Below are 21069 nucleotides of genomic sequence, written 5' to 3' on the forward strand. Positions count from 1 at the left end.
CCGCAGGAACGACGCGCCGACGCTACGCGTCGGTAACCGTCTCCGCTCCGCGGAGACGCGGTCCCTCCGGGACCGTTGATCCGCTCCGCGGATCATGAGGGGGGACGTCGGTGCAGTGTCCCGATCGCTCCGCGATCGCGCCTCCTCCCCGACTCTTCTAGGTTTGTAAGGCGCAGCTTTGACTGTGTGTCAGCTTGTTGAGTGAGCCGTCCACTCCGTGGCCGACTCCTCTCTGGCTGCAAGAGCGGCTGGTTCCGTCTCGGGGTCGTGTTGATGCCTCGTCGGGTAAGTGATCAGCCAAGTGCTTCGAGGCTCTGGTGTTTGGGTGCTTCCTTGTCTGCAGAACTTTGGTAGATTCGAGTTCTGCCTCTCCCCCGCTCTTCGTGTTGGTGCGGACCCCCGACTCCATCGCTCATGCCCTGCCTACGCCGGACATGCGGCAGGAGTTCTGGCGGCAGTTCAACCTCACTGCTCTTCCCGGGCCTTAAGGCCCTGGGTGAGAAGTGGGTCAAGGTCATCGAGGAGTTGGAGGCCGCTGTCGAACGCGGCCGTGAGCTGCACGCCTTCCAACAGGAGCACGGCGGCCAGTGCCGGAGCAGTACGCGATGTCAGCGAGCTGATCACGGAGAGCCGGGCGCCTGAACCATGTACCGGCTCTATATGGACTCCCAGATCCCATGCCGTCTACCGGGATCTGCCTCACAAGGCCCGCGCGCGGGTCGCCCAGTTCCTCTTGGACTCGGCCACCCCGCGCCGCCACCGACCCGTACGGAGACATCGACGACGGCGTGATGTGGCTGTGGGCCGCCGGTGACCTCGCCGTTGTGCTTCTGATCGGGGATCAGACTCGCACGGTCACCGTTTTGAGCATCGCCTACGCGGGACTCGAATAGCCTTCGTTCAGGGCGCCGCGGGGATCGTCTGGTGGAGATCGAGGGACTTGTCGTGGCGAACTGCCCACACGCCGGTTTGCCTCAACGCTCGGTCTGGACAGCGGACTTGGGCCCACTCGGTCTGCGAAACTGTGGAGGCGTACTGCGCACGTGCCAGCAGTTGGCGCAGCGTCGCGTCCCGCGACGTCCCTTTCCGGGCACCGACCGCGGCCAGGGCCTTCACCGCACACCACGGCAGGCGGACGTTGGTCTCCGTACGGCCAGACACCGGGCCAGTATCGGCCAATCCCCGCATACCCGTCGCGCGAACTCGGCATCCTGGCCTCCCGCTTGGCCACTGCCGGGCGTGTCTCAGACTGTCCAGGCGGTCCGCGTCGCGGGACAGGCCCCGGTGCGTGATGCAGGCCCGCGACGACATCACGCGGGCCAGTTGCCGGGCTTCGTGCTCGTCGCGCACCACCATGCGCTGGAACTCCAACTGCGGTGACAGGGCGGCCAGTTCGGGGCAGGGATGCACCGATCCCGTACAGGGCGCGCAGCCGTCCCGTGGTGAAGAGCGGGATGCCGTAGGCGAAGTCCCGCTGACGGGCCGGGTGTATCCGGCCCGTCCGTCTCCTCCCCAACCCCTGGGCACGGCTTCCCGGACGTCACACTCGCCGTCCGCCCGCCGTCTTCGCGAAACTCTACGTTCGTCATGGCACTTCCAGCACACCGCGTGCGGGATTGCCGTGTCGCCTCGTCTCTCCGAGGAAGCCGGACCGCGCCGATTGGTCCTGCTCACCGTCTGCCGGTTCCTGCAACACGACGCGGAGGACGCCGGCGCCGACGAGTCCGCTGTACTGTCGTCCCTCGTTCAACATCGTCTCCTTGACGAGGAGATGCTCGCCCGAGCGCTCTTCCTGGGCCCCGCCACAGCGGCGAACCCGGGAAGCCGGCCACGCACGTTGGTCCTCGGTGATGCGGCAAAGGTGGTGATGGCACCCTCGGCCTAGCCAGCCGAAGGGCTCGCCGTCGCTCCCGGCCCGGTCACACATACGTGCCCGGCCCAGGGCCCAGCGTGGGACGTCGGCCGGCGCAGAGGGCGTGCGGCGCTACTACTGCGCGATCCGGGCACCCGCCGGGGCCTTCGCACCGGCTCGGGATCGGCGCGAAGGCCCGCCCCACCATCGTGCGCCCTGCCCCCGGGCACGGATGTTCTGACGCACCGCGGAGCCGCAAGCGCTCCGGAGCCGCCTGCCAGACGCAGCGACAGGCAGCACGGGGCGGCTGCGCCTGACAGCCGTCACGCGCAGCCTTCGGAAAGATCCCTGCATACCGCACGAATATCTCGCCGTCCGCGTCAGCGGCACGCCGAATTGAGACACGCCTCACAATCCAATACGTAGGGGCTCCGTTCCCGCCCGAAGAGGTTAGGACAAAACGGGCTGATCGCCCATGAATTACTCTCGCAGGCCGCGATCAAGAAGCCGGTATTCGCCACGGTGAAGGGAATGCAGGGCGACTGCGGGTAAACTCGTCTCGTAGCTTTATAAATCCACAGAGAAAGGCAGTGCCGCCATGGCCGACGACGAGATCAATTCCAACGAGTCGGCCGAGGACCCGATCGTCGAACCGGCCGAAGAACCGGCCGGGACGCCGCCCTCCATTCCCGACACTATGTCGTGGTACGAGGCGACGTACATGACCCTGGCGATCGCCTACTACGGAAGCCACACCATCCATGGGGTGTGGCTGCAGATGCAGGAACAGCTCTTTCCGCTGGTCCAGCCCTTCCTGTAGGCCCGCGGAGCCCGGTACCACGTGATCCGTGGGTCCAGGCTCCGCGGCGGTCTCGGTCAGTCCCGGGAACTTTCAGCGAGCAGCTTCACAGGCTCCCGGGTCCGGACGCAATCCAGATCAACCAGACCGGATCCGAAAATTTGGTTCCTGCCAAATCTTCGGACTCTGTCATTCTACGCGCTGCGGGAGTGGTGATTCCACTCCCGCAGCGCGTTTCTTGTTTTCGAGGTTTTCGGGATGCGCACGTCGGCCATCTTTCGTTTCGCTGCGTTCGCCTGAAAATGGTGAATCAACTTTTACGGTTCCGGCGCCTTCAAAGTTTCTGCCTGCCGCTCAAATCGGCCCGGATGCCGTTTCTCCATTTTTCCGATCCGGCGGAACATGAAAAATCCAGAACTTCAAAAACCGAAGCCCGGCCGGATGGAGGGTTTTCGGAAACGGAGATTTTCCAGACGAGCGTGGGACGTGCGTCTGACGGCATCGGGAGCAGGCTGGCGTGGGGACGTCCCGGCGGGGCACCGCGTACGTGGACCGATACGGAACCGGTCAGGGCTTCCCGGGTCCATCTCTCCACCGGTCCGGCCGACCGGACCGTGAGCGTCCCGCACCCGGCCGGCCCGCTCACACCGGTTCGGCGAGGGGGCTTCGGGGATGCTGCGCGATGCTCTGGAGTGAGCACAGGGTGGCGCCACGGTCAGGGGCGGGGGCTCGAATCGATGCCGTGCTCGGCAAGAGTGGAGGACAGCAACTCCACTTGGCTGGAGAGGAGTTGGCCAGCATTCAGTTTGGTGCGGGTCTTGGCGAGCCAGGGCCCGATCATGACGCGCTCGCCGTCGACCTCGATCCACTCGCGGGCTCCGGGCGCGCGACCCCACCGCTCGACGAACAGGGCGAGGATCTCGGCGGTCTGCGCGAAGCTGCGCCGCCGTGGTGTACCCGGTAGGCCCGTCTCCAGGGTGACGCGGTCGGGGGTGAGGCCGATGCGGGCAAGCAGGTCGCGCTGGCCGGGATCGAGCCGGTCCCAGTCGGTGAACTGGCGGTGCAGCCAGCTGCCCGCCTTCACCCCGTGGATGACCGTGTCGCGGGACAGGGTGCTGGGGTGGGTGCCGGCTTCGAGGTGGCGGCGCAGCAGGTGGTACTTGCGGTGCCAGTCGGGGCCGTGCGGGAGTTTCCAGTCCGGGTCGAGGGCAGTGAGCTGGACGTCGCGGTCGGGGGTGAGGCGGTCTTTGCGGGCGGCGGCGCGCTGGTCGGCGAGGAACTGGCCGCCGGGGGCCTGGGCGGGGATGGCGAGGTGGCCGTGTTCGGCGTGGAAGGCCTCGACTGTGGCCAGGTGGCCCTGCCAGGTGGCCTCGTGGTCGTCCCAGATCATGCCGAGGGCCTCGAGCTCGGCGATCCAGCTCTGGTCGAGGGCTCCGGCCTGGTGGGCGGTGCGCTGGCCGGTGATGAAGCTGCCCAGCCGGTAGCCGTAGGCGTCCTCGTAGTCGGCGCTCACGCGCAGGTGGCCGTGTTCGGCGTGGTAGCGGACGGCGGCGGCGAGTCCGGCGCGGCGGGGGGCGGACAGGACGGCGCCGCTGGAGGGCCACACCAGCAGGTCCAGGGCGCGGGCGATCGCCGAAGGGTCGAGGGTGTGGTCGAAGCGGAAGCGGCGGGTGATGTAGGTGTGGGAGTCGCGGGCGGGATGGGTGTTCTTGGCCCGCGGAGCGCGGGCGGCGATGGTCTGGTCGTGGTGGCGCAGGGCGGCGGTGACCAGCCAGAGCGCCTCGTAGGGGGTGCCGAGCAGGTCGGTGGGGTCGGCGCCGGGCGGAATGTAGGCAGGGACGACGAGGCTGGCCGTCTTCGTCTTGAGGGTGGGAGGTTTGCGCAGGGCGCGGCCCAGGGCCTGGACGATGCGGCGGACGCTGGCGGTGCGGTCGGCGAAGACGACGCCGTCGACGGTCGGCAGGTCGACGCCTTCGCCGAGAACCTTGGCGTTGGCCAGCACGCCTCGCTCGGCGTCGGTGAAGCGGGCGATGGTGTCGGCGCGCCGGCGGGGGCTGTGGGTGCCGTCGATGGACTGCACGACGACCTCGCCCGCCCAGTCGGGGCGCAGTTCGTCAGGGAGGGTGCGCAGGGTGTGGGCGAACTGGCGAGCGAAGTCGGCGGCGTCCGCGATCTGTTGGAAGTAGACGAACACGTGCCGTAGGTCCTGCTCGCGCATGGCCTTGAGGATGGCCAGGTGCAGGGCGGTGGTGCGGCGCGCGGTGGGCCCGGTTTCCGGGTCGGTGAGCGCGGTGCGCAGTTCGATGTCGGTGACGGTGGGGACGACGAGCTGGTAGTCGGCCAGGACGCCGTCGTCGATGGCGTCGGCGTGGGTGTAGGTGTGCAGGCGGGGGCCGAAGATCTTCGGCTGGTCCATGGTCGCCAGCAGGGATGGGTCGTCCCAAGCCGGTGCGGTGGCGGTGGTGCGCTTGGGCTGCGCCCTGGTGGTGGGCGGTTCGGTCAGGCGGGGGGCTTCCCACACATACGGGGTGGCGGTGAGGTAGAGGCGACGCTCGGCAGGGATGCGCTCGTTGTCGTGCAGCGCAGTCCAGTTCTTCTCCCAGGTGCCGGCCGTGGCGTGGGCTTCGTCCACGATCAGCAGGCCGAAGATGGAGGCGGGGAAGATCGCGGAGTGCTGGGCCTCTTCGATCTTGGACAGCGAGTCGTAGGTGAAGAAGACCGTCGCTTTGGGGTGGCGGGCGAGCCAATAGGCCAGGTACTCCCCCGCGTTGGCCGAGTCGACCTCGGCCTCGGCGAGGAGCGGGTGGGATTCGGCGCGCAGCGAGGAGACGGTGATCATCGGCTCGCGGCGGCCGTCCGCGCGGGCGGCCGCCGCCCACTGCGCGACCAGGTCCAGGCTGGGTACCGCCACCGCCAGGTGGCGCACGCCGAGTTCTTCGGCGACGCGTAGTGCGAAGAGGGTCTTGCCGGTGCCGCAGGCCGAGACGGCATGCCCGCGGGTGCGCGGGCGGCGCAGGTGGCGGACCGTACTAGCGAGGCCCTCTTGCTGGTCCGTACGCAGGACCAGACGCCCGGTGTGTTCTGTGGCGGTGGGGCTGGCGGTCATCGCACGGTTCCTCGGCATACGTGAGGGGCTGGCTCGCGGTCATTCTCGCGTATAGCGGGGGTTCGGTGCAGCTGGTCTCTATCACCTGGAGCCCAAGGCCTTGGTGTCATGCGTTCCGGTCGGCGGGTGGCCGGGTGCGTGTCCTCGTGTTCTGCCATGCGGTCATTCGGCGCCTTCGGTCAGGTGCGTGAGGGTGGAGCCGTCGATGTGCTTGGCGATGTGCAGGCGCTGGGTGATGCGGCGGCGCAGTTCGGGGACGTGGCTGATGAGTCCGACGGTGCGGTCGTGGGCGCGCAGGGAGTCCAGGACGTCGAGGACTTGGTGGAGGGTGTCTTCGTCGAGGGTGCCGAAGCCTTCGTCGATGAAGAGGGTGTCCAGTGCCTGGCCGCCTGCTTCGGCGGTGACGATGTCGGCCAGGCCCAGGGCGAGGGCCAGGGAGACGTAGAAGGATTCGCCGCCGGAGAGGGTGTCCGTGTGGCGTTTGTGTCCGCTCCAGGCGTCGAGGACCTTGAGGTCCAGGCCTGATTTGGCGCCTCGAGCGGCTCTGTCGTCGGAGTGGACGAGGGTGAAGCGGTGGTGGGACATGCGTGACAGGCGGGTGTTGGCGGCGTCGACGACGTCTTCGAGACGGGCTGCCAGGACGTAGGACTCCAGTTGCATGCGGAGCTGGTTGCTGGGTGAGCCGCCGCTGATGAGGCCGTGGAGGTGATCGACGGTGCGGTAGGCGTCCTCGAGTGGTTCCAGGCGCTGGATCTGGGTGTCCAGCTGAGCGGTGAGGGTGGCCAGGGTGGTTGTCCGGTCGGCGGCCTGGGTGGCGAGGGCTGCCGTGCGGGTGTGGGTTGTGGTGGCGGCGTTCAGTTCGGTGACGGCGTGCTCGAGGTCGGCTGGTGGCTGGGTGATGGCTGCCTGCAGTTCGGGTTCGGCGAGCCGGGCGGTCAGTACGAGGCGCTGTTCACGCCAGTGGGTGATCTCTTTGTCGATCGCGGTGAGTTCGTCGTCGGGCAGGCGGGCGGACGAGGCTTCGGCCGGGGAGGTGAAGCCTGCCGCGTGCGCTGCCTGCTCTGCGAGAGCGGTGGCGCTGTGGCGGTCTGTGGCGGTTGTTGTCACTGTGGCCGCGCACGCGGCGGCGGCCTCGAGCCGGCCGGCGTGCTGGGTGAGGTGGGTGATGCGATCGGCGAGTGAGGCGTGTCCGTTGAGGGCAGTTGCCAGGCGGTGGGTGAGCTCTTCGCGCTGGGTGTGCAGGCTGTCGTAGGTGGCGTCGGCGGCGCCCATGCGTGCGGTTGCGGTGTTGCGGGTGTGCTCGGTGTCGGCCTGTTCTTTTTCCAGGAGGGCGAGTTGTTCGCCGGCCGGTCCGGCGTCGGCTGCCTGGGAGAGGGCGTCGGCGAGGTGTTGTTCGAGGGCGGTGCGGTGGGCGGTGAGGTCGGTGAGGGGGATGTTGCCGCCGGCTTCACCGCGTGCCGTGGCGGCCTGTTCGTTCAGCTGAGCCAGGGCCTCTTTGGCCGTGTTCTCGCTCTGCTGGGCGCGGGTGTGGGCGGCTTCGGCGGCCTGTTCGTCGGCGGCGGTGGGCTGGCCGGGCTGGGCAGTGGCGGGTGCGGGGTGGGTGGGGGAACCGCATACGGGGCAGTCTTCGCCGTCGACGAGCCGGTCGGCGAGCTCGGCGACGATGCCGTCCGTGCGGCGGCGCCGGATGTCGACGTACGTTTTCGCGGCTTGCGTGGAGTCCTTCTCGGCCTGGCTGAGGACTTTGTGGGCGGCGCTGACCTGCTGGTCGAGCGCGTCACGGCGCCTGGCGGCTTCCAGCTGCTTTTCGACGAGGTTGAGGGTGGGGGTGAGTTCGCGGCTGGTTTCCTGCGCGCTGCGGGCGGTTTCCAGGCGTGCGGCAAGGTCAGTGCGGCGTTGCGGAAGGGCGTTGAGCCATTCCTGGGCGTCGGTGAGGGTTTCGGTGAGTTGCTGGCGCTCGCGGTCGAGTGCGGCCAGTTCTGCAGTGTGGCGCTGGAGGGTGGCCTCGTCGGGCAGCAGTGCCTGGACGGCGCCGGTGTCGGCGTGCAGCTGCTGGGCGGCGTGAGTGAGGCCTGCGGTGTCGAGGGATGCGTGTTCGGGCGGCAGCAGGGCGCGGGCGCGGCTGTCGTCGTCCAGGGCACGGGTGTGCTCGCGGTCGGCGGTGTGTGCGGTCTCCAGGACGGAGTGCAGTTGTTGGGCTTTCACGGCGCGGTCGCGGCGTTCGGCGAGGTGGTCGTGGTGGGTGGCCTGCTCGTGGAGCAGGTCGAGGTCGTGTGCGGTGGTGCGGTGGGCCTGCTGGAGACGGTGGAGGTCGCGGACGGCCTGTTCTGTCATGCGGGCTTCGGTCAGCTGCTGCTCGGCGGTCTCGGTGGCGGCGTCGGCGGCGTGCTGGCGGGTGAGGGCCTGGCGGTGCAGGGCGCTGGCCCAGGCGCGGGCGGGTGCGGTGAGGGTGGCGGGGTCGTCGGCCCGGGGGGCGTTCTGGGCCGGTTCGAGGTCGTCGCCGGCTGCCTGCTGGATGCGTTCGGCCAGGCGCAGGACGTCGGCGCGGGCCTCGTCGCGCGTCTTGGCGGTGAGGGTTTTGCGGTGGGCGAGGAATTCTTCGATGAGGCCGAAGCGGCGGGTGCCGAAGAGGGTGCCGAGCAGGACCCGGCGTTCGGATGCGTCGGCGCGCAGGAACTTGGTGAACTCGTTCTGCGGGAGCAGGACGACCTGGCAGAACTGCTGGCGGGTCAGGCGCAGGAGGGACTTGATCTCTTCTGCGGCTTCCTTGTGGGACTTGATGATGCCTTCCCACCGGCCGTGTCCGTTTTCGTCGAGGACCCACTGGTGCAGGTAGGTTTCGGCCTTCTGGTCGACGAGCTCTGCGCTGTTGCGCAGGTGGGGTCGCTTCTGGGCGGGGATCCTGCGGATCTGCAGGCGCTTGCCAGCCAGGGTTAATTCCAGGGTCACTTCGGTCAGCAGACCCTCGGGAGCGTGATCGCTGCGCAGCCGCATGTTGCGTTCGTGAGGCGGCAGGCCGTAGAGGGCGAAGCAGATGGCGGCGAACAGGGTGCTCTTGCCGGCGCCGGTGTCACCGTGCAGAAGGAAGAGGCCGTCGGCGGACAGGGCGTCGAAGTCGACGGTGTGGCGGCGGGCGAAGGGGCCGAAGGCCTGCAGGCGCAGGGAGTGCAGACGCATGTCAGACGGATTCCTTCTCCTGGGCGCGCACGCGCATGTCGTCGACGGCCTCTTGCAGGAGGCCTGCCTCTGCGGTGGTGGGTGGGGTGCCGCGCACGGCGGTGATGAAGTCGTGGGCGATGTCGAGGTCGCCGCGGCCGCGTACCCGTTCGCGGTAGGTGGGGCTGTCGGTGGCCTGTGCCGGGATACCGGCGGGCACGTGCCGCATGTCCAGCGTCTTGGAGAAGCGCTGCCTGAGGCGTGCCATCGCCTCGTACGGCAGGGCGGTGTCGGTGAGAGTGACCTGCAGCCAGGCTTCGCTGAGCTGATCGTGTGCGGGGTCGGTCAGCAGGTCCTCGATGCGGCCGGTCAGCCGGGCCAGCGGCAGGTGGAGGCCGGCCGGGATGTCATGGCGGGTGACCGTGGGAGCGCCGTCGGCCGGCAGGTCGGCCAGGGTGAGGGACTTGGTGTGGTTGGTCTCGGAGAAGGAGTAGGCCAGCGGGGAGCCGCTGTAGTGGATGCGGTCGTTGACGCGCTGCGGGCGGTGGAGATGGCCCAGGGCGGTGTAGTCGATGCCGTCGAAGAGGTCGGCACCGGCGTGGGCGACGCCGCCGACGCTGATGTCGCGTTCGCTGCTGCTGCTGGTGGCGCCGGTGATGAAGGCGTGGGCGAGGACGACGGAGCGGGTACCCGGGCGGGTGGCGAGGTCGGCGCGGATGCGGTCCAGTGCCGAGGTGAGCACGGCCTGGTGGGAGGCTGTCTCGGCGTCCAGCTGGGTGCGTACCAGGGCGGGCTCGAGGTAGGGCACACCGTAGACGGCGACGGGGCCGTGCTCGTCGTCGAGGAGGACGGGGCGGGCGGCGTCGGCGGGATCGGTGCGCAGGTGGACGCCGGCTGTGGCGTACAGGCCGGAGCCGGTGCCGAGGCGGTGGGCCGAGTCGTGGTTCCCACTGATCATGACGGTGGGGATGCCGAGGTCGGCGAGCTGGTGCAGAGCCCGGTCGAACAGGCGTACCGCGTCCAGGCTCGGGATGGCACGGTCGTAGATGTCGCCCGCGATCAGCAGGGCGTCCACCTTCTGGGTGCGGGCTGTGGCGCAGATGTGGTCCAGGACCGTGCGCTGGTGGTCAATCAGATCTTCCCCGTGGAACCGGCGGCCGAGATGCCAGTCCGAGGTGTGCAGGAACCTCATGGGCACAGACCGTAACCAGTGCGGTGGGAGCTACGGGCGGTTTTCCCGATAAACGGTCTTGTTTCAGAGGCTTGGGGACACGTGAGGGAAAGGTTTCTTCGTCTGCGCTGCCGGGTGGCGGAGCCGGACGCGGCTCGCGGGGTGATTGTCAGTGGCAGGAGGCAAGATAAGCAGTGGGGGAAGGAGGATGTGATGTCGTTATCGCGTTCTGCCAGGACCGAGCACACGGTGGCGCCCGGGGGCTGCCGGTGGTGCGGAATCGAAGCCCGCGCTCACGCGCGGCAATGGACTGCGGAGGCCGGATGGCACGCCTGGGCGGCGCCGACCGACGAGCAGCGCAAGGAGCGCATGCTGCAGCGGCGAACGCAGCAGCAGGTCAGCAGGCGAGGGCCTGCACCTCGGTGAAGATGTCCCGTAGCTGCTGGGGGACCTCTTCGGGAGTGGTGAGCATGGACACCAGTGCGTAGAGCATGTCGGCCTTGCCGTTGGGGCTGCTCTCCTCGGCCTGCTGTTTGATCATATAGAGGATGCGCTCGCTGAACTTGCCGCCCCGGTGCTCGGTGAAGTCGTCGGCGCTCCAGGACCGGCCCTTGGGGCGGGGCCAGTGGGCGTTGGCGGCAGCCGCCCACTGGAGGTCGCTGAAGAGCTCCTCCAGCTCGTTGTAGCCCTCGCTCTCGCCCACGTAGGAGACCTGTTTGGTGAGGTCGAGGCCGGCCTTGATGAGTTTCTCGGTCTTGAAGTGCTTGTTGGCGCGGCTGTCGGCGTCGACCATCAGCATGACGGTGCGGTGGTGCTTGACGAGGTAGCCCGCGAGATGGAGTGCTCCTTCGTTGTTGTCGCAGGCCCACAGGGCGATGCCGGCCGCCTGCAGGGGCAGCCCCTGCGAGAGGCGGAAGAGCAGGGGCACACACTGCTGCTCGGTGGGGCCCTCGACTGCCAGGAAGCAGCGTTCGTGCAGCAGGACGGAGTTGCGCAGTCCCACCGCGGCGGCGATCTGCCCGAGGTGGAAGTCGATGCCGTCGTGGGTGTCGTCGTCGAGGCGCTCGACGAGGGTGCGGCCGCTGTCGCTGAGCTTGAGGTGGACGACGTCGGCGATGTCGACGCCGTCGATGAGGTTCATCGAGTGGGTGGCGACGATGACGCTGACGTGGGGCAGGGCGCACTGCTTGCGGATGATGTCCATGACGGTGCGCTGGTGGCGGTAGTCGAGGTGGGTGTCGGGCTCGTCGTAGACGACGATGGTCTGCGTGGGCTGCGGCTCGTCCTGCTCCCCCGCCGCGGCGAGTTTACTGCTCTCGAGGAGGCTGCTGGTCCACTCCCACACGGCGAGGGCAATGCGCCGGGTGCTGCCCTGGCCCGAGCGGGTCAGGTCCACGGGCTCGCCGTCGGCCTTGGAGACCTCCAGCGGCGCCCTTTTGAAGCCGCCCTTGAAGGAGACCTCGGGCTTGACCTCCACGCCGACGAACTCGTGGCAGTGCTGGCGGATGTGCCGGCACAGGGAGTCCGCTTCCTTCTCCAGCCGCTGCGTGATCTCCTTCTCGATCTCACGGACCTGTCCCTGGAGGGTCTCGTCCTCCAGATGGGTCTCGTAGCAGCTGCTCAAAGCGGTGCGCACCGCGTCGTCCGGGCTCTCGTCCTTGCCGCCGAACGCCAGCAGCCGCGGCAGCCGGGTCTCGAGTTCTTTGGGCAGCGGCTGCCACTGGTCGGTCTGCGGGACGGTCGCGGCGTGTGCGGTGAGCGCGGCCAGCAGGTCTTCCTTCAGCGTGCCCGACGGGACGAGGCCGAACTCGGCGACCAGTTCGGTCAGGTCCTTCTTCATCAGCCGGCCCAGGCCCTGCAGGCGGCTGTCTGCGGGCTGCGATCCGAAGAACTCCCAGCACGCCGCCTCGCCGACGCGTGAGCGGCGCCGGATACGGACCTCGGCCGGTAACAGGGCTGCTGCGGCCTGCTCGGCGGTGTCCAGGCGGAAGACACCCTCCACCCATGTCTCCGCGCAGCGCTGTCCCTTGACACCCTCGTCCTGCTGGTAAGTGCGGTCCTCGTCCGTCAGACGGTGCTCGCCCAGCAGGAAGGCCAGCGCGGCCAGGACCGCGCTCTTACCGCCGTCGTTGCGGCCGGCCAAGATCGTCGGGCTGCTGACCGGGATGTCCTGCACATAGGTCAGCGAGCGGAACCCGCACGCGGAGAAGCTGATGAGGTGCACGGTCGAGCTGCTCCGTATCTCCCCGCTCCGCCGGGCGACGGGCAGGGGTGTGGCGTGCGGGCGTTACGCGTGCGGATGAGGCGCTTGAGGCCTCGGCGCAGGCAGTCATCCTAGAGGCACGCACAGCAACCGTGCCCCGTATTGCGCCAGTTAGCGTCTGGGCGAGGGGAGGCTGGACCTCGACTCCTGAGGGCGGAACACTGCATCCCGCAAGAGCCGGGAGCTGCACCGGCACAGCCTCAGGGAACGTATTTGACCAGCGTGAACCCAGAATGCACGGTTCCACGCATTGCGCCCCCTCTTCTTGACCTTCTGTCATTTTTGTCAACTTCGATACATGGAGGAATATTTGAATCTAATCTTTTGAGGTCTGATCTGAGGTGGTACGACGTGAGCGACGTACGTCCGGCGCAGCCGGGGATGCTGGTGGTGGCCCGGGAGTTCCGCGGCATGACGCAAGCCGACGTGGCTGAGGCGATGGTGAAGGCCTCCGGCGGTGACGTGGCGGTGTCCCAGGGGTATGTGAGCCGCGCCGAGAGCGGCCGACTGGCGGTCTCGGGAGAGCGGCTGGAGCTGTACGCGGCGGCGCTGGGGTATCCGCCGGATCTGCTGTGTCTGGATCCGCAGGTGCACGGGATCGGCGTGGGGCTCGTCCACCACCGCAAGCGTGCGTCGTTGACCGTCTCCGCCCTGCGGCGCCAGCATGCCCATCTCGCCCTGACACGGGTGCAGTTGCAGGGCATCGCGGCGTGCCGCCCCGGTCTCGGCGTGCGGGCTGCGGCCATTCCCCCTGTCGAACTCGACGCCCTGACCACGGCCAAGGACGCGGCCCGGCAGGTTCGCAAGGCCTGGGGCATGCCGCCGGGCCCGGCGGCGGACATCACCGCATCGCTGGAGGAGGCCGGGGCCCTGGTGGTCGCGCGTGATCTGGGCAGCGGCCGACTCGACGCGGTCAGCCAGTGGGACGGAAAGCAGCCGCCGCTCATCCTGGCCAACGACCACGCGCCCGCAGACCGCTACCGCTTCAGCCTGGCGCACGAGCTGGGGCACCTGGTCCTGCACCAGTCCCCCGGCGACAGCGCCCTGCAGGAGCGGCAGGCCGATGAATTCGCCGCCGAGTTCCTCATGCCCGCGCGTGACATCCGCTCCGCCTTCACGCCTCGCGTCGACCTGGAACTCCTGGCCCGGCTGAAGCGGGAGTGGAAGGTGTCGATGGCCGCGCTGCTACGCCGGGCGCAGAGTCTGAACATCGTCACGGACTGGCAGTACCGCAGCGTGATGGTGGAGATGTCCGCGCTGGGATACCGCACAGCCGAACCGGTCGAGATAGACCGGGAACGGCCCCGGTACGTCCCCTGGCTGATCCGCTCGGCTCTGGCCGCAGGGATCAATGAGGAGGAGCTGGCCCGCTGTGCGCGACTGCTGCCCGAAGACTTCCAGCTGCTGTACGCCCCGCGCGAAGACGCGGCGGTGAATTCCGCTTCGAAGGTGAGGCCATGACTGAGTCGTTCCCCTCCCCGCGCCCGGGCGCCGGTTCCGATCCCGCGGAGCCTCCCGACCCGCCTCTGACCCATCAGCCCTCTGTACCCGGGCAGTTGCGGGGCCGGATGCTGCTGCAGGCCGGGGTCAGCCGGGTCGGTTACATCCGCGCACAGCTCGATCCGGTGCGCAGCGGGCTCGTCGTCAGCGGTCCCGGGGCGGCGGCGAAAGTCCGCAAGCTGCGCGAGGAGGGGTTCACGGGACCGCTGCTGGCGGATCCCGCCGTCTACACCGTGGCGGCGGCCAGTGAGGATGACCCTTTCCCCGACGTCTCGGAAGGCCAGCTGGCCTTCGGCGACCCGCTGAGGCTGTCGATCGAGGAGCAGGTGGGCCACCGTGCGGGCGCGACGGCGGCCATGACGCCCACCGGATATCTGCACGCGGAAGACTCCGACGCCCTCAAGACCGCCGTCCACCAGGTCCTCAAGCTGGAGGACCCTAACGTCTTCTTCAGTGTTCCCGTGGACGTGGGGTGGCTGCGCGACGACGCGGTCGGGCAGCTGATCGCCTGGCTCAATGTCGTACCGAACCCCAAAGCGGTCATGCTCGGCGGGCAGATGGACCCGCTGGCCGGCTTCTCCCAGGCAGTGGGCAACCTCAAGCGGCTGCTGGCGGAGGTACCCGGAACCGCGCTGCTGCGTGCCGACCTCGCGGCGTTCGGGGCTCTGGCCCACGGGGCGGCGTTCACCGCCTTCGGCGCCACCAGCAGCGTGCGGCACATCGTGCCGCCCGGCCAGGCGGCCAAGCGGTCTCCGGGCGGACCGAACTCGCCCTCCGTGCTGCTGCCGGAGCTGATGGACTTCTTCCTCGGCGAGACGCTGGCGAAGAGGTTCGCCGCCGGCCTGGCGCCGGTGTGCCGGTGCGCGGCCTGCGACGGACTCGTGCTGGACACCTTCGTCAGCAATCACTGGCAGGTGCCGGCTGCCGCCCACAACGCGGCGGTGCTGATGGAGTGGCTGCGCAGCATGGACGCCGTCGAGCCGGCCGGACGGCCCGCATGGTGGCAGCAGCGCTGCCAGCGGGCGGTCGACCGCTACCCGGTGGTCAACGCCGAACTCGACCATCCCGGGTTCAGCGCCTTCAAGGTGCCCCAGCAGTTGCTGCAGTGGGCGCAGGCCTCTGTCGCCCCGCAGGCTTCGTCGACAGCCCGCCCGGTGGCGGGCGTGGAGCGCGGTGAGCCGTGACTAGCCGATGCGGCGGTGGAACTCCTCGGTGAAGCACCACGCCGCGGGCGTGTGGCGGCGCGGGGTGTAAGGCCGGGGCTCCAGCAGCAAGTCCACGCTCTCGCCGTCGGCCACCAGGATGCCGATGCCGTAGAAGGCGGCTTCCATCAGCATCTCCTCAGCGGCCGGTAGAGCGCTATCCAGCAGCAGGGCGCGCCGGCAGAAGGGGGCGAAACGGCCGGCTTGCTCCAGCCCTCCGCGCCAGCCCGCGGCGCTCGCCCGGACTACGGCGAGATCAACGGTGAGCGGTCGCACCGCGCGACGGGTGACCTCACGGCGGTCGGCCTCGGCCGCACCGGCCGGAAGCCGCCGTACCGCCGAACGCAGCCGTGCGGGCAGCGACGCCAGTGCGACGGGCTCATCTACGGGCAGCTCCAGAAGGGTCTGCAGCGCATCAAGACTGTCCAGGCGCGCCGCTGACACGCGGGCGCGGCGTGCGCATTCTTCCTCGTCAAGCCGGTAGAACAGCAGCGCCTGACTGCCCATCAACTGGAGCGAGACAGACAGTACGGCAGGATCCAGCAGGGCCGCGGAGGCTGCGCGTACCGACGTGCCCACCGACGGGCTGGCCAAGGTCACCATGCCGTTCACCCTGCCTCATCCGACTTCAGCCGCACCCGGCGGCCCCGACTATCCCACCCGATGGGGCACGGCCGCCTCGTCCAAACGTTCCAAAAACGCACCCAATCCCTGCCACAGTGCTATGCCGCCGACCGCACGGCAGAACTACCGCTGTTCCCCAGGACACCAGGCCTACGGGGCCGTATGCCGCGCGGCCAGGTGGACCACGGCGCAGGTCCCGCACAGCACGGCGGCTCGGTGACGGGTATGGGCAGACCAGGACCTGCTGCGAGATCCCAGCGCGGACCGCGCACATGGCAACCCTGCACTGTGCGCAGACGCCAACCACTGCGATCCGCGCACCGTCACCGACGACTCCCCTGTTCGCCGCAGAGAGTCCAGCGAGAACGGCCTGAGATCGATCACCTCGGGCAGGCAGCAAGGGCGGCCGGGCCTCCTGCTGGGCAGGAGGCAGACGTGGGCTTGCGCCGGGAACGCAAAAGAGCCCGGATCGTGTAGATCCGGGCCTCTTCGGCAGTAGCGGGGACAGGATTTGAACCTGCGACCTCTGGGTTATGAGCCCAGCGAGCTACCGAGCTGCTCCACCCCGCGTCGGTGATCCCCACCGTACGCCATCCCAGCAGGCGCCGAAGACCACCTTCCGGCGCAGGGCTCTACGCGGCGAAGCCGACGTTGGTGACGTACTCGTACTGGCCCCACTGCGAGCCGAGGTCGACGATCGTGTCCTGCCACGCGGCGTCGAGGCTCTGGTGGTCGCCGGCCGCCCAGGAGCCGACGATTCGGTCCCAGCGGCGCACGTTCATCGTCCGGTACTCCACCACGCGCTGCAGCGGCTGCGGCACCTGGGACTGGTTGAGCGGGTGGATCTCCACTCGCGTACCACGTCCGTCGCGGTTGAGGCGCCTGAGGAGATGGCGGGCGACGTTGTGACGGCGCACCGCCCGGTACACCTGGTCGATGCGTTTCAGGTTGGCCTTGGAGGGGCGGCGTTCACCCTCCAGCCAGGCCTTCAGCGTCCGGTGGGTCACTGTGAGTCCGGCGTCCTGCGCTGCCTTCAGGGTCTGGGTCGACTTCGTCAGATAGTGCAGGCGCGCCGTCCATCCGCGCTTGGCGGTCACGGGAGTGGCGATGCCGCCCGCGAGTTCGTCGAGCTTGCGGGCAACGGCGTCGCTGCCCTTGATGCCCTGGGCGCCGAACCTCCCGAAGTCGATGTTCTTCTCCGGCACTACTCCCCCTCTCCTGCGTGCTCACCGGCGTCGGTTCCGGCGGCGTACGTGTCCTTGACCTTGACCTCGGTAACACCTCGGCCTTCGGCGAAGACACGGCGCCAGTCACCGATGACGTGGAGTTCGTCGGTGCCCATCGCCCGGACGACGGCCAGGCCTTCGTCATGGGCCTTGAGCGCCTTGAGCCACAGATTGGCGAAGGCCTGGCTGCGGATGAGGTGCATCCAGTCCGGACGGTAGAGCTCCCGGTTGTAGTTCGACTCCCCCATCGTGGAGACGAACTTCGAGTACATCGCCTTCACGTACTCCAGCGTCACCGTATCGCCCTGCTCGATCGCCGTGTCGCGGGCGTCCTTCAACGCGATGCGAAACTTTTCCAGCAGGTTCTCCGTGGCCCCGGAGGTGTACGACTCGTGGATCTGAGGAGGCGCGCACAGCTGGTGCTTCGGGCCGGACAGGCGCAGCAGGAGGCGCAGCGTCGGCTCGGTGACCCACAGCGGGCCGGGCTCGTCCCTCTGGCCGATCGGGTTGGGCAGCACCGCCTCGTGCTCCCACTCGGGCGGGGTGATCAGGTGGACTCCGGAGCGGCGGCGGTCGTGGGCCAGGCCGGTGGAGTGCTCGAGCTGACCCAGGGGGAGGTGCGTCTTGAGGGCGGATAGGTAGGCGCCGTTGATGTCGAGCGCGGTCACCTCATGCCGGCCGGGCGGGAGTTCGTGACGGATCCACTTGGGGCGGGCCTCCCAGATCTGGTCGGCGCCGCGCGCGGTCTGCTTCTTGAGGATGTCGGGGATCCAGGGGTGCGCGATCACGTCGTAGCGGGCGCCCTTGCGGGTCTCGTCCAGCAGTCGCATTGCGTCCGAGATCGCCCGCTTCAACAGCGCCGCCGTGGCTGCGTCGACGTCGCCCCGGTGCTCGGCGAGCACGCCCTGCACGGCCTCGCGGATCAGGTCGACCGGGCCGGACGGCTCCTGGAACGCGTGGCGGGCCGGGCCCTTAGAACGCTCCGTTGCACGCACCGGACGTGTGGTGCGCAGCGGCGCTTTCGAGGTGTGCGCAGTGGGCTGTTCAGCAGGTGGGGCAGGCGCGGCAGCGGGGGCTCCAGTGGCGGTGGGCCGGCAGTCGGCCGGGGCCAGGTGCTGAGCGAACCCCGCCACGCGCTGTCCGGCCGGACGGCCGCACAGCACACACGGCTCGGGTACGACGAGCAGCTCCACGTCGTCCCCGTCCCCGTCCTCGTCCTGCCCGGGATCCGGCGAAGACGAGGGAGTGACGGTCGCGGCCGTGCCCGACGTGAGGGGCTGCTCCGCAGCCAGCGCCGCCTCAGTCTCGGTGGCAGTCTCGGTGGCGAGCTTGGTGTTCAGCCCGTCCAGCAGGTACGCGTATTTGGTGCGGCTCTCGCCGGCCGGGTCCCGGCCGCTTTCCCATCCGCTGAGGGTTGACGGGCTCACGCCGAGCGCGCGTGCCACCTGCGCCTTGGACAGCCGAGCCCGCTCCCGCAGCTCGCGGCGCACCTGACAGGGCGGGAGTTCGGCCTCCGGGCCGACGGCGTCAAGCAGCGAGTCGATCGCGTCGAAGTCGCTCACCGGCTCGTCCCCTTCGCTTCGGTCCGGACGGAACGGCGCCTGTCGGCCGGCAGTACCTCGCACGCCCTGGTCGGACCCCCCAGCAGGTCCAGCGCGCCGATGCCGTAGTGCTCGGCCAGGACGTCGACGTCGCGCAGGCTCCATGAGATGGCGCCCGACTGCCGGCGCGACACCTGCGTCTGCGTCAGCCCCAGCACCCCCGCAACCGACCGCTGCGAGTCACCCGTCACCTGCATCAACGCGGCCACCGTCAGCCGCAGCGACTCCTCCAAGCTCAATCCCATGCCGCCATCTTACCTGAATCTATGCAACTTTCGCATCTATATCAGCTTTTTACTATCGATGATGCAGGAAAGCTTTCACCGTCACCAGGAACTGAAGGTTCTCGAGCAAGCGAGTGTCAGCAATCCGGGCCGCCCTGATCCCGCGGAATCCGTCGGGCCGCGCGCCGGGCTTCCCGTTTCACCTGGCGCGCCGCTTCCACCGCACGATCAGACAGGCACCGCGGGCACACGAGGTCGACGACACGGCGGCGCAGGGCCCGGCGCAGCCGGAGCCCGGGCGGCGGCGGCCACCCACGGCAGTGGCGGCGCACCGTACGCACTCCGGTGCCCAAGAGCGCCCCGACCACGGAGGCGTTGTCGGCGTAGTTGGCCAGGAGGAACGCCATCTGCGCCCGGTGGCCGGCCGGGAACCGGGCCGCGAACTCGGTCCGCTCTTCCGGCTGGAGGAGCGCGTCGTGGCGTTCGCAGCGCGGCGTCGTCTTGTTGTTCCGGGCGATGCCCGGCGAGCTGATGTTCATAGCTCAAGAAGCCTGCCGGGGGCCGTCTGTGGACAGCGGGCGGCCACTGAGGGCTTCTCGGATGTGCCGTCACCGGCAGGGTCGGCGCCCGTCACACTCGATGCTGCACCGTCCCGGATCATTGCGATCCGTACCGCCGCTCCCCCGTGCGCTCCTTCCAGGCGGAGGCACCGAACGCCCAGAACCCGCCCGGAGTATCACTGTGGTGGCTGGGGACTGGCCGATGCTCCTTCCGGATGCTCGTTGATCCAGGACAGGCCGCCGATGTCGAGGCGGTGCCGGGTGCGGGTGACGGCCACATAGGCCAGGCATGCCTCTTTGTCGTCGATCCGGCGGGCCGCCCCCTGCCCTGTGTCGTGCGGCGGGCCGTCGGAGGGTGGGGTGAAGTCGTCGGCGATCTTCACCTGTGCCCATTCCCGGCCTTTGGCCTTGTGCGCGGTGGAGACGGTTACCTCGGCCTGGCCTTCGGGGGCGAGATGGTCGACGGCGGTCAGGATGGCGTCCGCGCCGTGGGTATCGACCAGGTCGACCAGAGGTTGCAGGTCACGGCCGGCGGGGTCGTAGGCGGCGTAATCCTGCAGATCGCCCCAGGTCGTGAACAGCACCAGTTCGGGATGCGTGGTGCGGCGTCCTTCTTTGAGGTCGCGGGCGGCCAGGGCCAGAGCACGCAGGCCACGCTGCACGGCTACCGGTTGCCGGCCGCCTCGGCCCGCTCCGTTGCCCTGACGCACCTGGCCCGCCACGCCCGACGGGACGTGCTGCCCAGGCATTTGCGGACCTGCCAGTGCCGGGCGCGAAGCTGCTCCTGGCACCCGCGTCATCGCGGCTGCGCCGGCCCCGTGCTCCTGGCGCTGACCTGCGACCGCAGCGGCCGCGTGTGGCGCCTCGCGGATGCCTGCGCCGCCTGCGCGGCCGCCACCACCAACACCGCCGTCGTACCCGACACCCTACTGGCCTCCGCACGCGCGCGGCAGGCCGGTCCGGCAGCCAGGCCCTCGCACGGACCGGGCGAGCGGCTACGCGTCCGGGAGATGCTCACCTACCTCGGAGTGGCGCTGCCCTGCTACTCCTCCCCCGCCGCCCGGCTACTGGCCCTGCAATGCGCCCTGCGCGCCACCGGCCGAGGCCGCGTCCGGCTCCCCAGCGGTCTTCTGCGCAGCATGCGGCTGCACGGCCGTGCCGAACTCTGGAGCGAACTGGAACATGCCGAGTGGCTCCGCTGTTCCCTCCCGCTGCGTCCTCACGTGGAAGCGCGTCTGCTCGACGCGGACATGCAGACCCAGACATCTGGTCGCGGCGCCCGCGCCCGCGCGGCGCACTGGGCCCTACGCCCTGTTCCGCTGGTCGCGCCGCGCGGGATGTCTCCCGCGGTGCAGCTCACCGCTCTGGTCCTGGCAGCCCACACGTCCGACGGCGTCGGAAGTGCGGAACTCGACGTCCTTGCCCGGCTGGGCGGTCAGTCCCCGCAACAGGTGGAGGACCTCCTGGACCAGTTGGTCCGCTGCCGCCTCCTGGCCGCCTGGCAGCACCTCAGGGAGCACGACGAGATCTCCTGGCGCCTCCCCGAACACAGCGCACCAAGCAGCGCCCCACCAGGAAGGTGACCCCGCAGCGGGCCTGTTGTCCCGCTCCGCCCACACTGCCGGGACTGCCTTGCGCTCACCTGGAGGATGAGGTTGGGGGACACTCCTTCGATGCGAGCAGCCGACGCCGGCCCGCACAGGCTCCGTGACCGCTCCCAGGGCCCACGGAGAGGAGCTGGAGGACGGGGCCAAGGTCAAACTCGGGTGTTCTTGTCCAACAGCA

The 21069-nt window shown here is 69.2% G+C and carries 15 protein-coding genes, 1 tRNA gene and 1 pseudogene; 5 read left to right on the plus strand and 12 right to left on the minus strand.

Going from position 1 to position 21069, the window contains the following annotated elements; genetic code table 11:
* Positions 1-465: 465 nt before the first annotated feature.
* Entirely contained in the window at positions 466-624 is a 159-nt protein-coding gene (locus OHA64_RS00005) for a hypothetical protein (RefSeq protein ID WP_405606273.1), read from the minus strand.
* Between the two features lie 615 nt (positions 625-1239).
* On the opposite strand from OHA64_RS00005, the gene OHA64_RS00010 reads away from it, so the two are divergent.
* Both OHA64_RS00010 and OHA64_RS00015 read left to right on the plus strand, forming a co-directional pair.
* Entirely contained in the window at positions 1240-1380 is a 141-nt protein-coding gene (locus OHA64_RS00010; RefSeq protein WP_405606275.1) for a hypothetical protein, read from the plus strand.
* 1070 nt (positions 1381-2450) lie between these two features.
* Positions 2451-2672 carry a hypothetical protein gene (locus OHA64_RS00015; protein ID WP_405606277.1) on the plus strand — a complete coding sequence of 74 codons (222 nt, stop codon included), beginning with the start codon at positions 2451-2453 and terminating at the stop codon, positions 2670-2672.
* Positions 2673-3366: 694 nt separating this feature from the next.
* On the opposite strand, the gene OHA64_RS00020 is transcribed toward OHA64_RS00015, so the two are convergent.
* The 4 genes from OHA64_RS00020 to OHA64_RS00035 all read right to left on the minus strand — a co-directional run bounded on the left by OHA64_RS00020 (position 3367) and on the right by OHA64_RS00035 (position 12308).
* On the minus strand, positions 3367-5757 hold the full coding sequence (locus OHA64_RS00020) for a Helicase associated domain protein (RefSeq protein WP_405606279.1): 2391 nt from the start codon (positions 5755-5757) through the stop codon (positions 3367-3369).
* A 162-nt stretch (positions 5758-5919) separates the two neighbouring features.
* Complete coding sequence (locus OHA64_RS00025) at positions 5920-8934, minus strand: AAA family ATPase (RefSeq protein ID WP_405606281.1); 3015 nt, start codon at positions 8932-8934, stop codon at positions 5920-5922.
* Between the two features lies 1 nt (position 8935).
* A complete protein-coding gene (locus OHA64_RS00030; RefSeq protein WP_405606283.1) occupies positions 8936-10105 on the minus strand; it encodes an exonuclease SbcCD subunit D in 1170 nt (389 codons plus the stop codon).
* Between the two features lie 376 nt (positions 10106-10481).
* Positions 10482-12308, minus strand: a complete 1827-nt coding sequence (locus tag OHA64_RS00035; RefSeq protein ID WP_405606285.1) for an ATP-dependent nuclease — start codon at positions 12306-12308, stop codon at positions 10482-10484.
* Between the two features lie 390 nt (positions 12309-12698).
* On the opposite strand from OHA64_RS00035, the gene OHA64_RS00040 reads away from it, so the two are divergent.
* Both OHA64_RS00040 and OHA64_RS00045 read left to right on the plus strand, forming a co-directional pair.
* Entirely contained in the window at positions 12699-13808 is a 1110-nt protein-coding gene (locus OHA64_RS00040; protein WP_405606287.1) for an ImmA/IrrE family metallo-endopeptidase, read from the plus strand.
* Positions 13805-15031 (plus strand): hypothetical protein, encoded by a 1227-nt coding sequence (locus OHA64_RS00045; RefSeq protein WP_405606289.1) that lies wholly within the window; start codon positions 13805-13807, stop codon positions 15029-15031. The genes OHA64_RS00040 and OHA64_RS00045 overlap by 4 nt, the downstream gene beginning before the upstream one ends.
* Here OHA64_RS00045 and OHA64_RS00050 read toward each other — a convergent pair whose 3' ends face one another.
* From OHA64_RS00050 to OHA64_RS00080, 7 genes and pseudogenes are all read right to left on the minus strand, one after another.
* Positions 15032-15661, minus strand: coding sequence for a hypothetical protein (locus OHA64_RS00050; protein WP_405606291.1), 630 nt, complete (start codon positions 15659-15661; stop codon positions 15032-15034).
* 508 nt (positions 15662-16169) lie between these two features.
* Positions 16170-16243: transfer RNA gene (locus OHA64_RS00055), tRNA-Met, on the minus strand.
* A 62-nt stretch (positions 16244-16305) separates the two neighbouring features.
* The gene (locus tag OHA64_RS00060; protein ID WP_361059423.1) at positions 16306-16878 is read right to left on the minus strand and encodes a transcriptional regulator; all 573 of its coding nucleotides are present in this window, start codon (positions 16876-16878) and stop codon (positions 16306-16308) included.
* Entirely contained in the window at positions 16878-18461 is a 1584-nt protein-coding gene (locus OHA64_RS00065; RefSeq protein WP_405606293.1) for a helix-turn-helix domain-containing protein, read from the minus strand. The genes OHA64_RS00060 and OHA64_RS00065 overlap by 1 nt, the downstream gene beginning before the upstream one ends.
* The gene (locus tag OHA64_RS00070) at positions 18458-18745 is read right to left on the minus strand and encodes a helix-turn-helix domain-containing protein (protein ID WP_405606295.1); all 288 of its coding nucleotides are present in this window, start codon (positions 18743-18745) and stop codon (positions 18458-18460) included. Before OHA64_RS00070 ends, OHA64_RS00065 begins: the two co-directional genes overlap by 4 nt.
* A 116-nt stretch (positions 18746-18861) precedes the next feature.
* Positions 18862-19263: a hypothetical protein gene (locus OHA64_RS00075; protein ID WP_405606297.1), complete on the minus strand. Its 402-nt coding sequence runs from the start codon at positions 19261-19263 to the stop codon at positions 18862-18864.
* A 197-nt stretch (positions 19264-19460) separates the two neighbouring features.
* Positions 19461-19934: pseudogene (locus OHA64_RS00080) on the minus strand (DNA helicase); the annotation flags it as partial.
* A 168-nt stretch (positions 19935-20102) separates the two neighbouring features.
* Between OHA64_RS00080 and OHA64_RS00085 the strand changes: the two are divergent.
* Positions 20103-20867: a hypothetical protein gene (locus tag OHA64_RS00085; protein ID WP_405606299.1), complete on the plus strand. Its 765-nt coding sequence runs from the start codon at positions 20103-20105 to the stop codon at positions 20865-20867.
* Positions 20868-21069 lie beyond the last annotated feature (202 nt).

The sequence above is a fragment of the Streptomyces sp. NBC_00076 genome (assembly GCF_045041235.1).
In the GTDB taxonomy this organism is placed as follows: domain Bacteria; phylum Actinomycetota; class Actinomycetes; order Streptomycetales; family Streptomycetaceae; genus Streptomyces.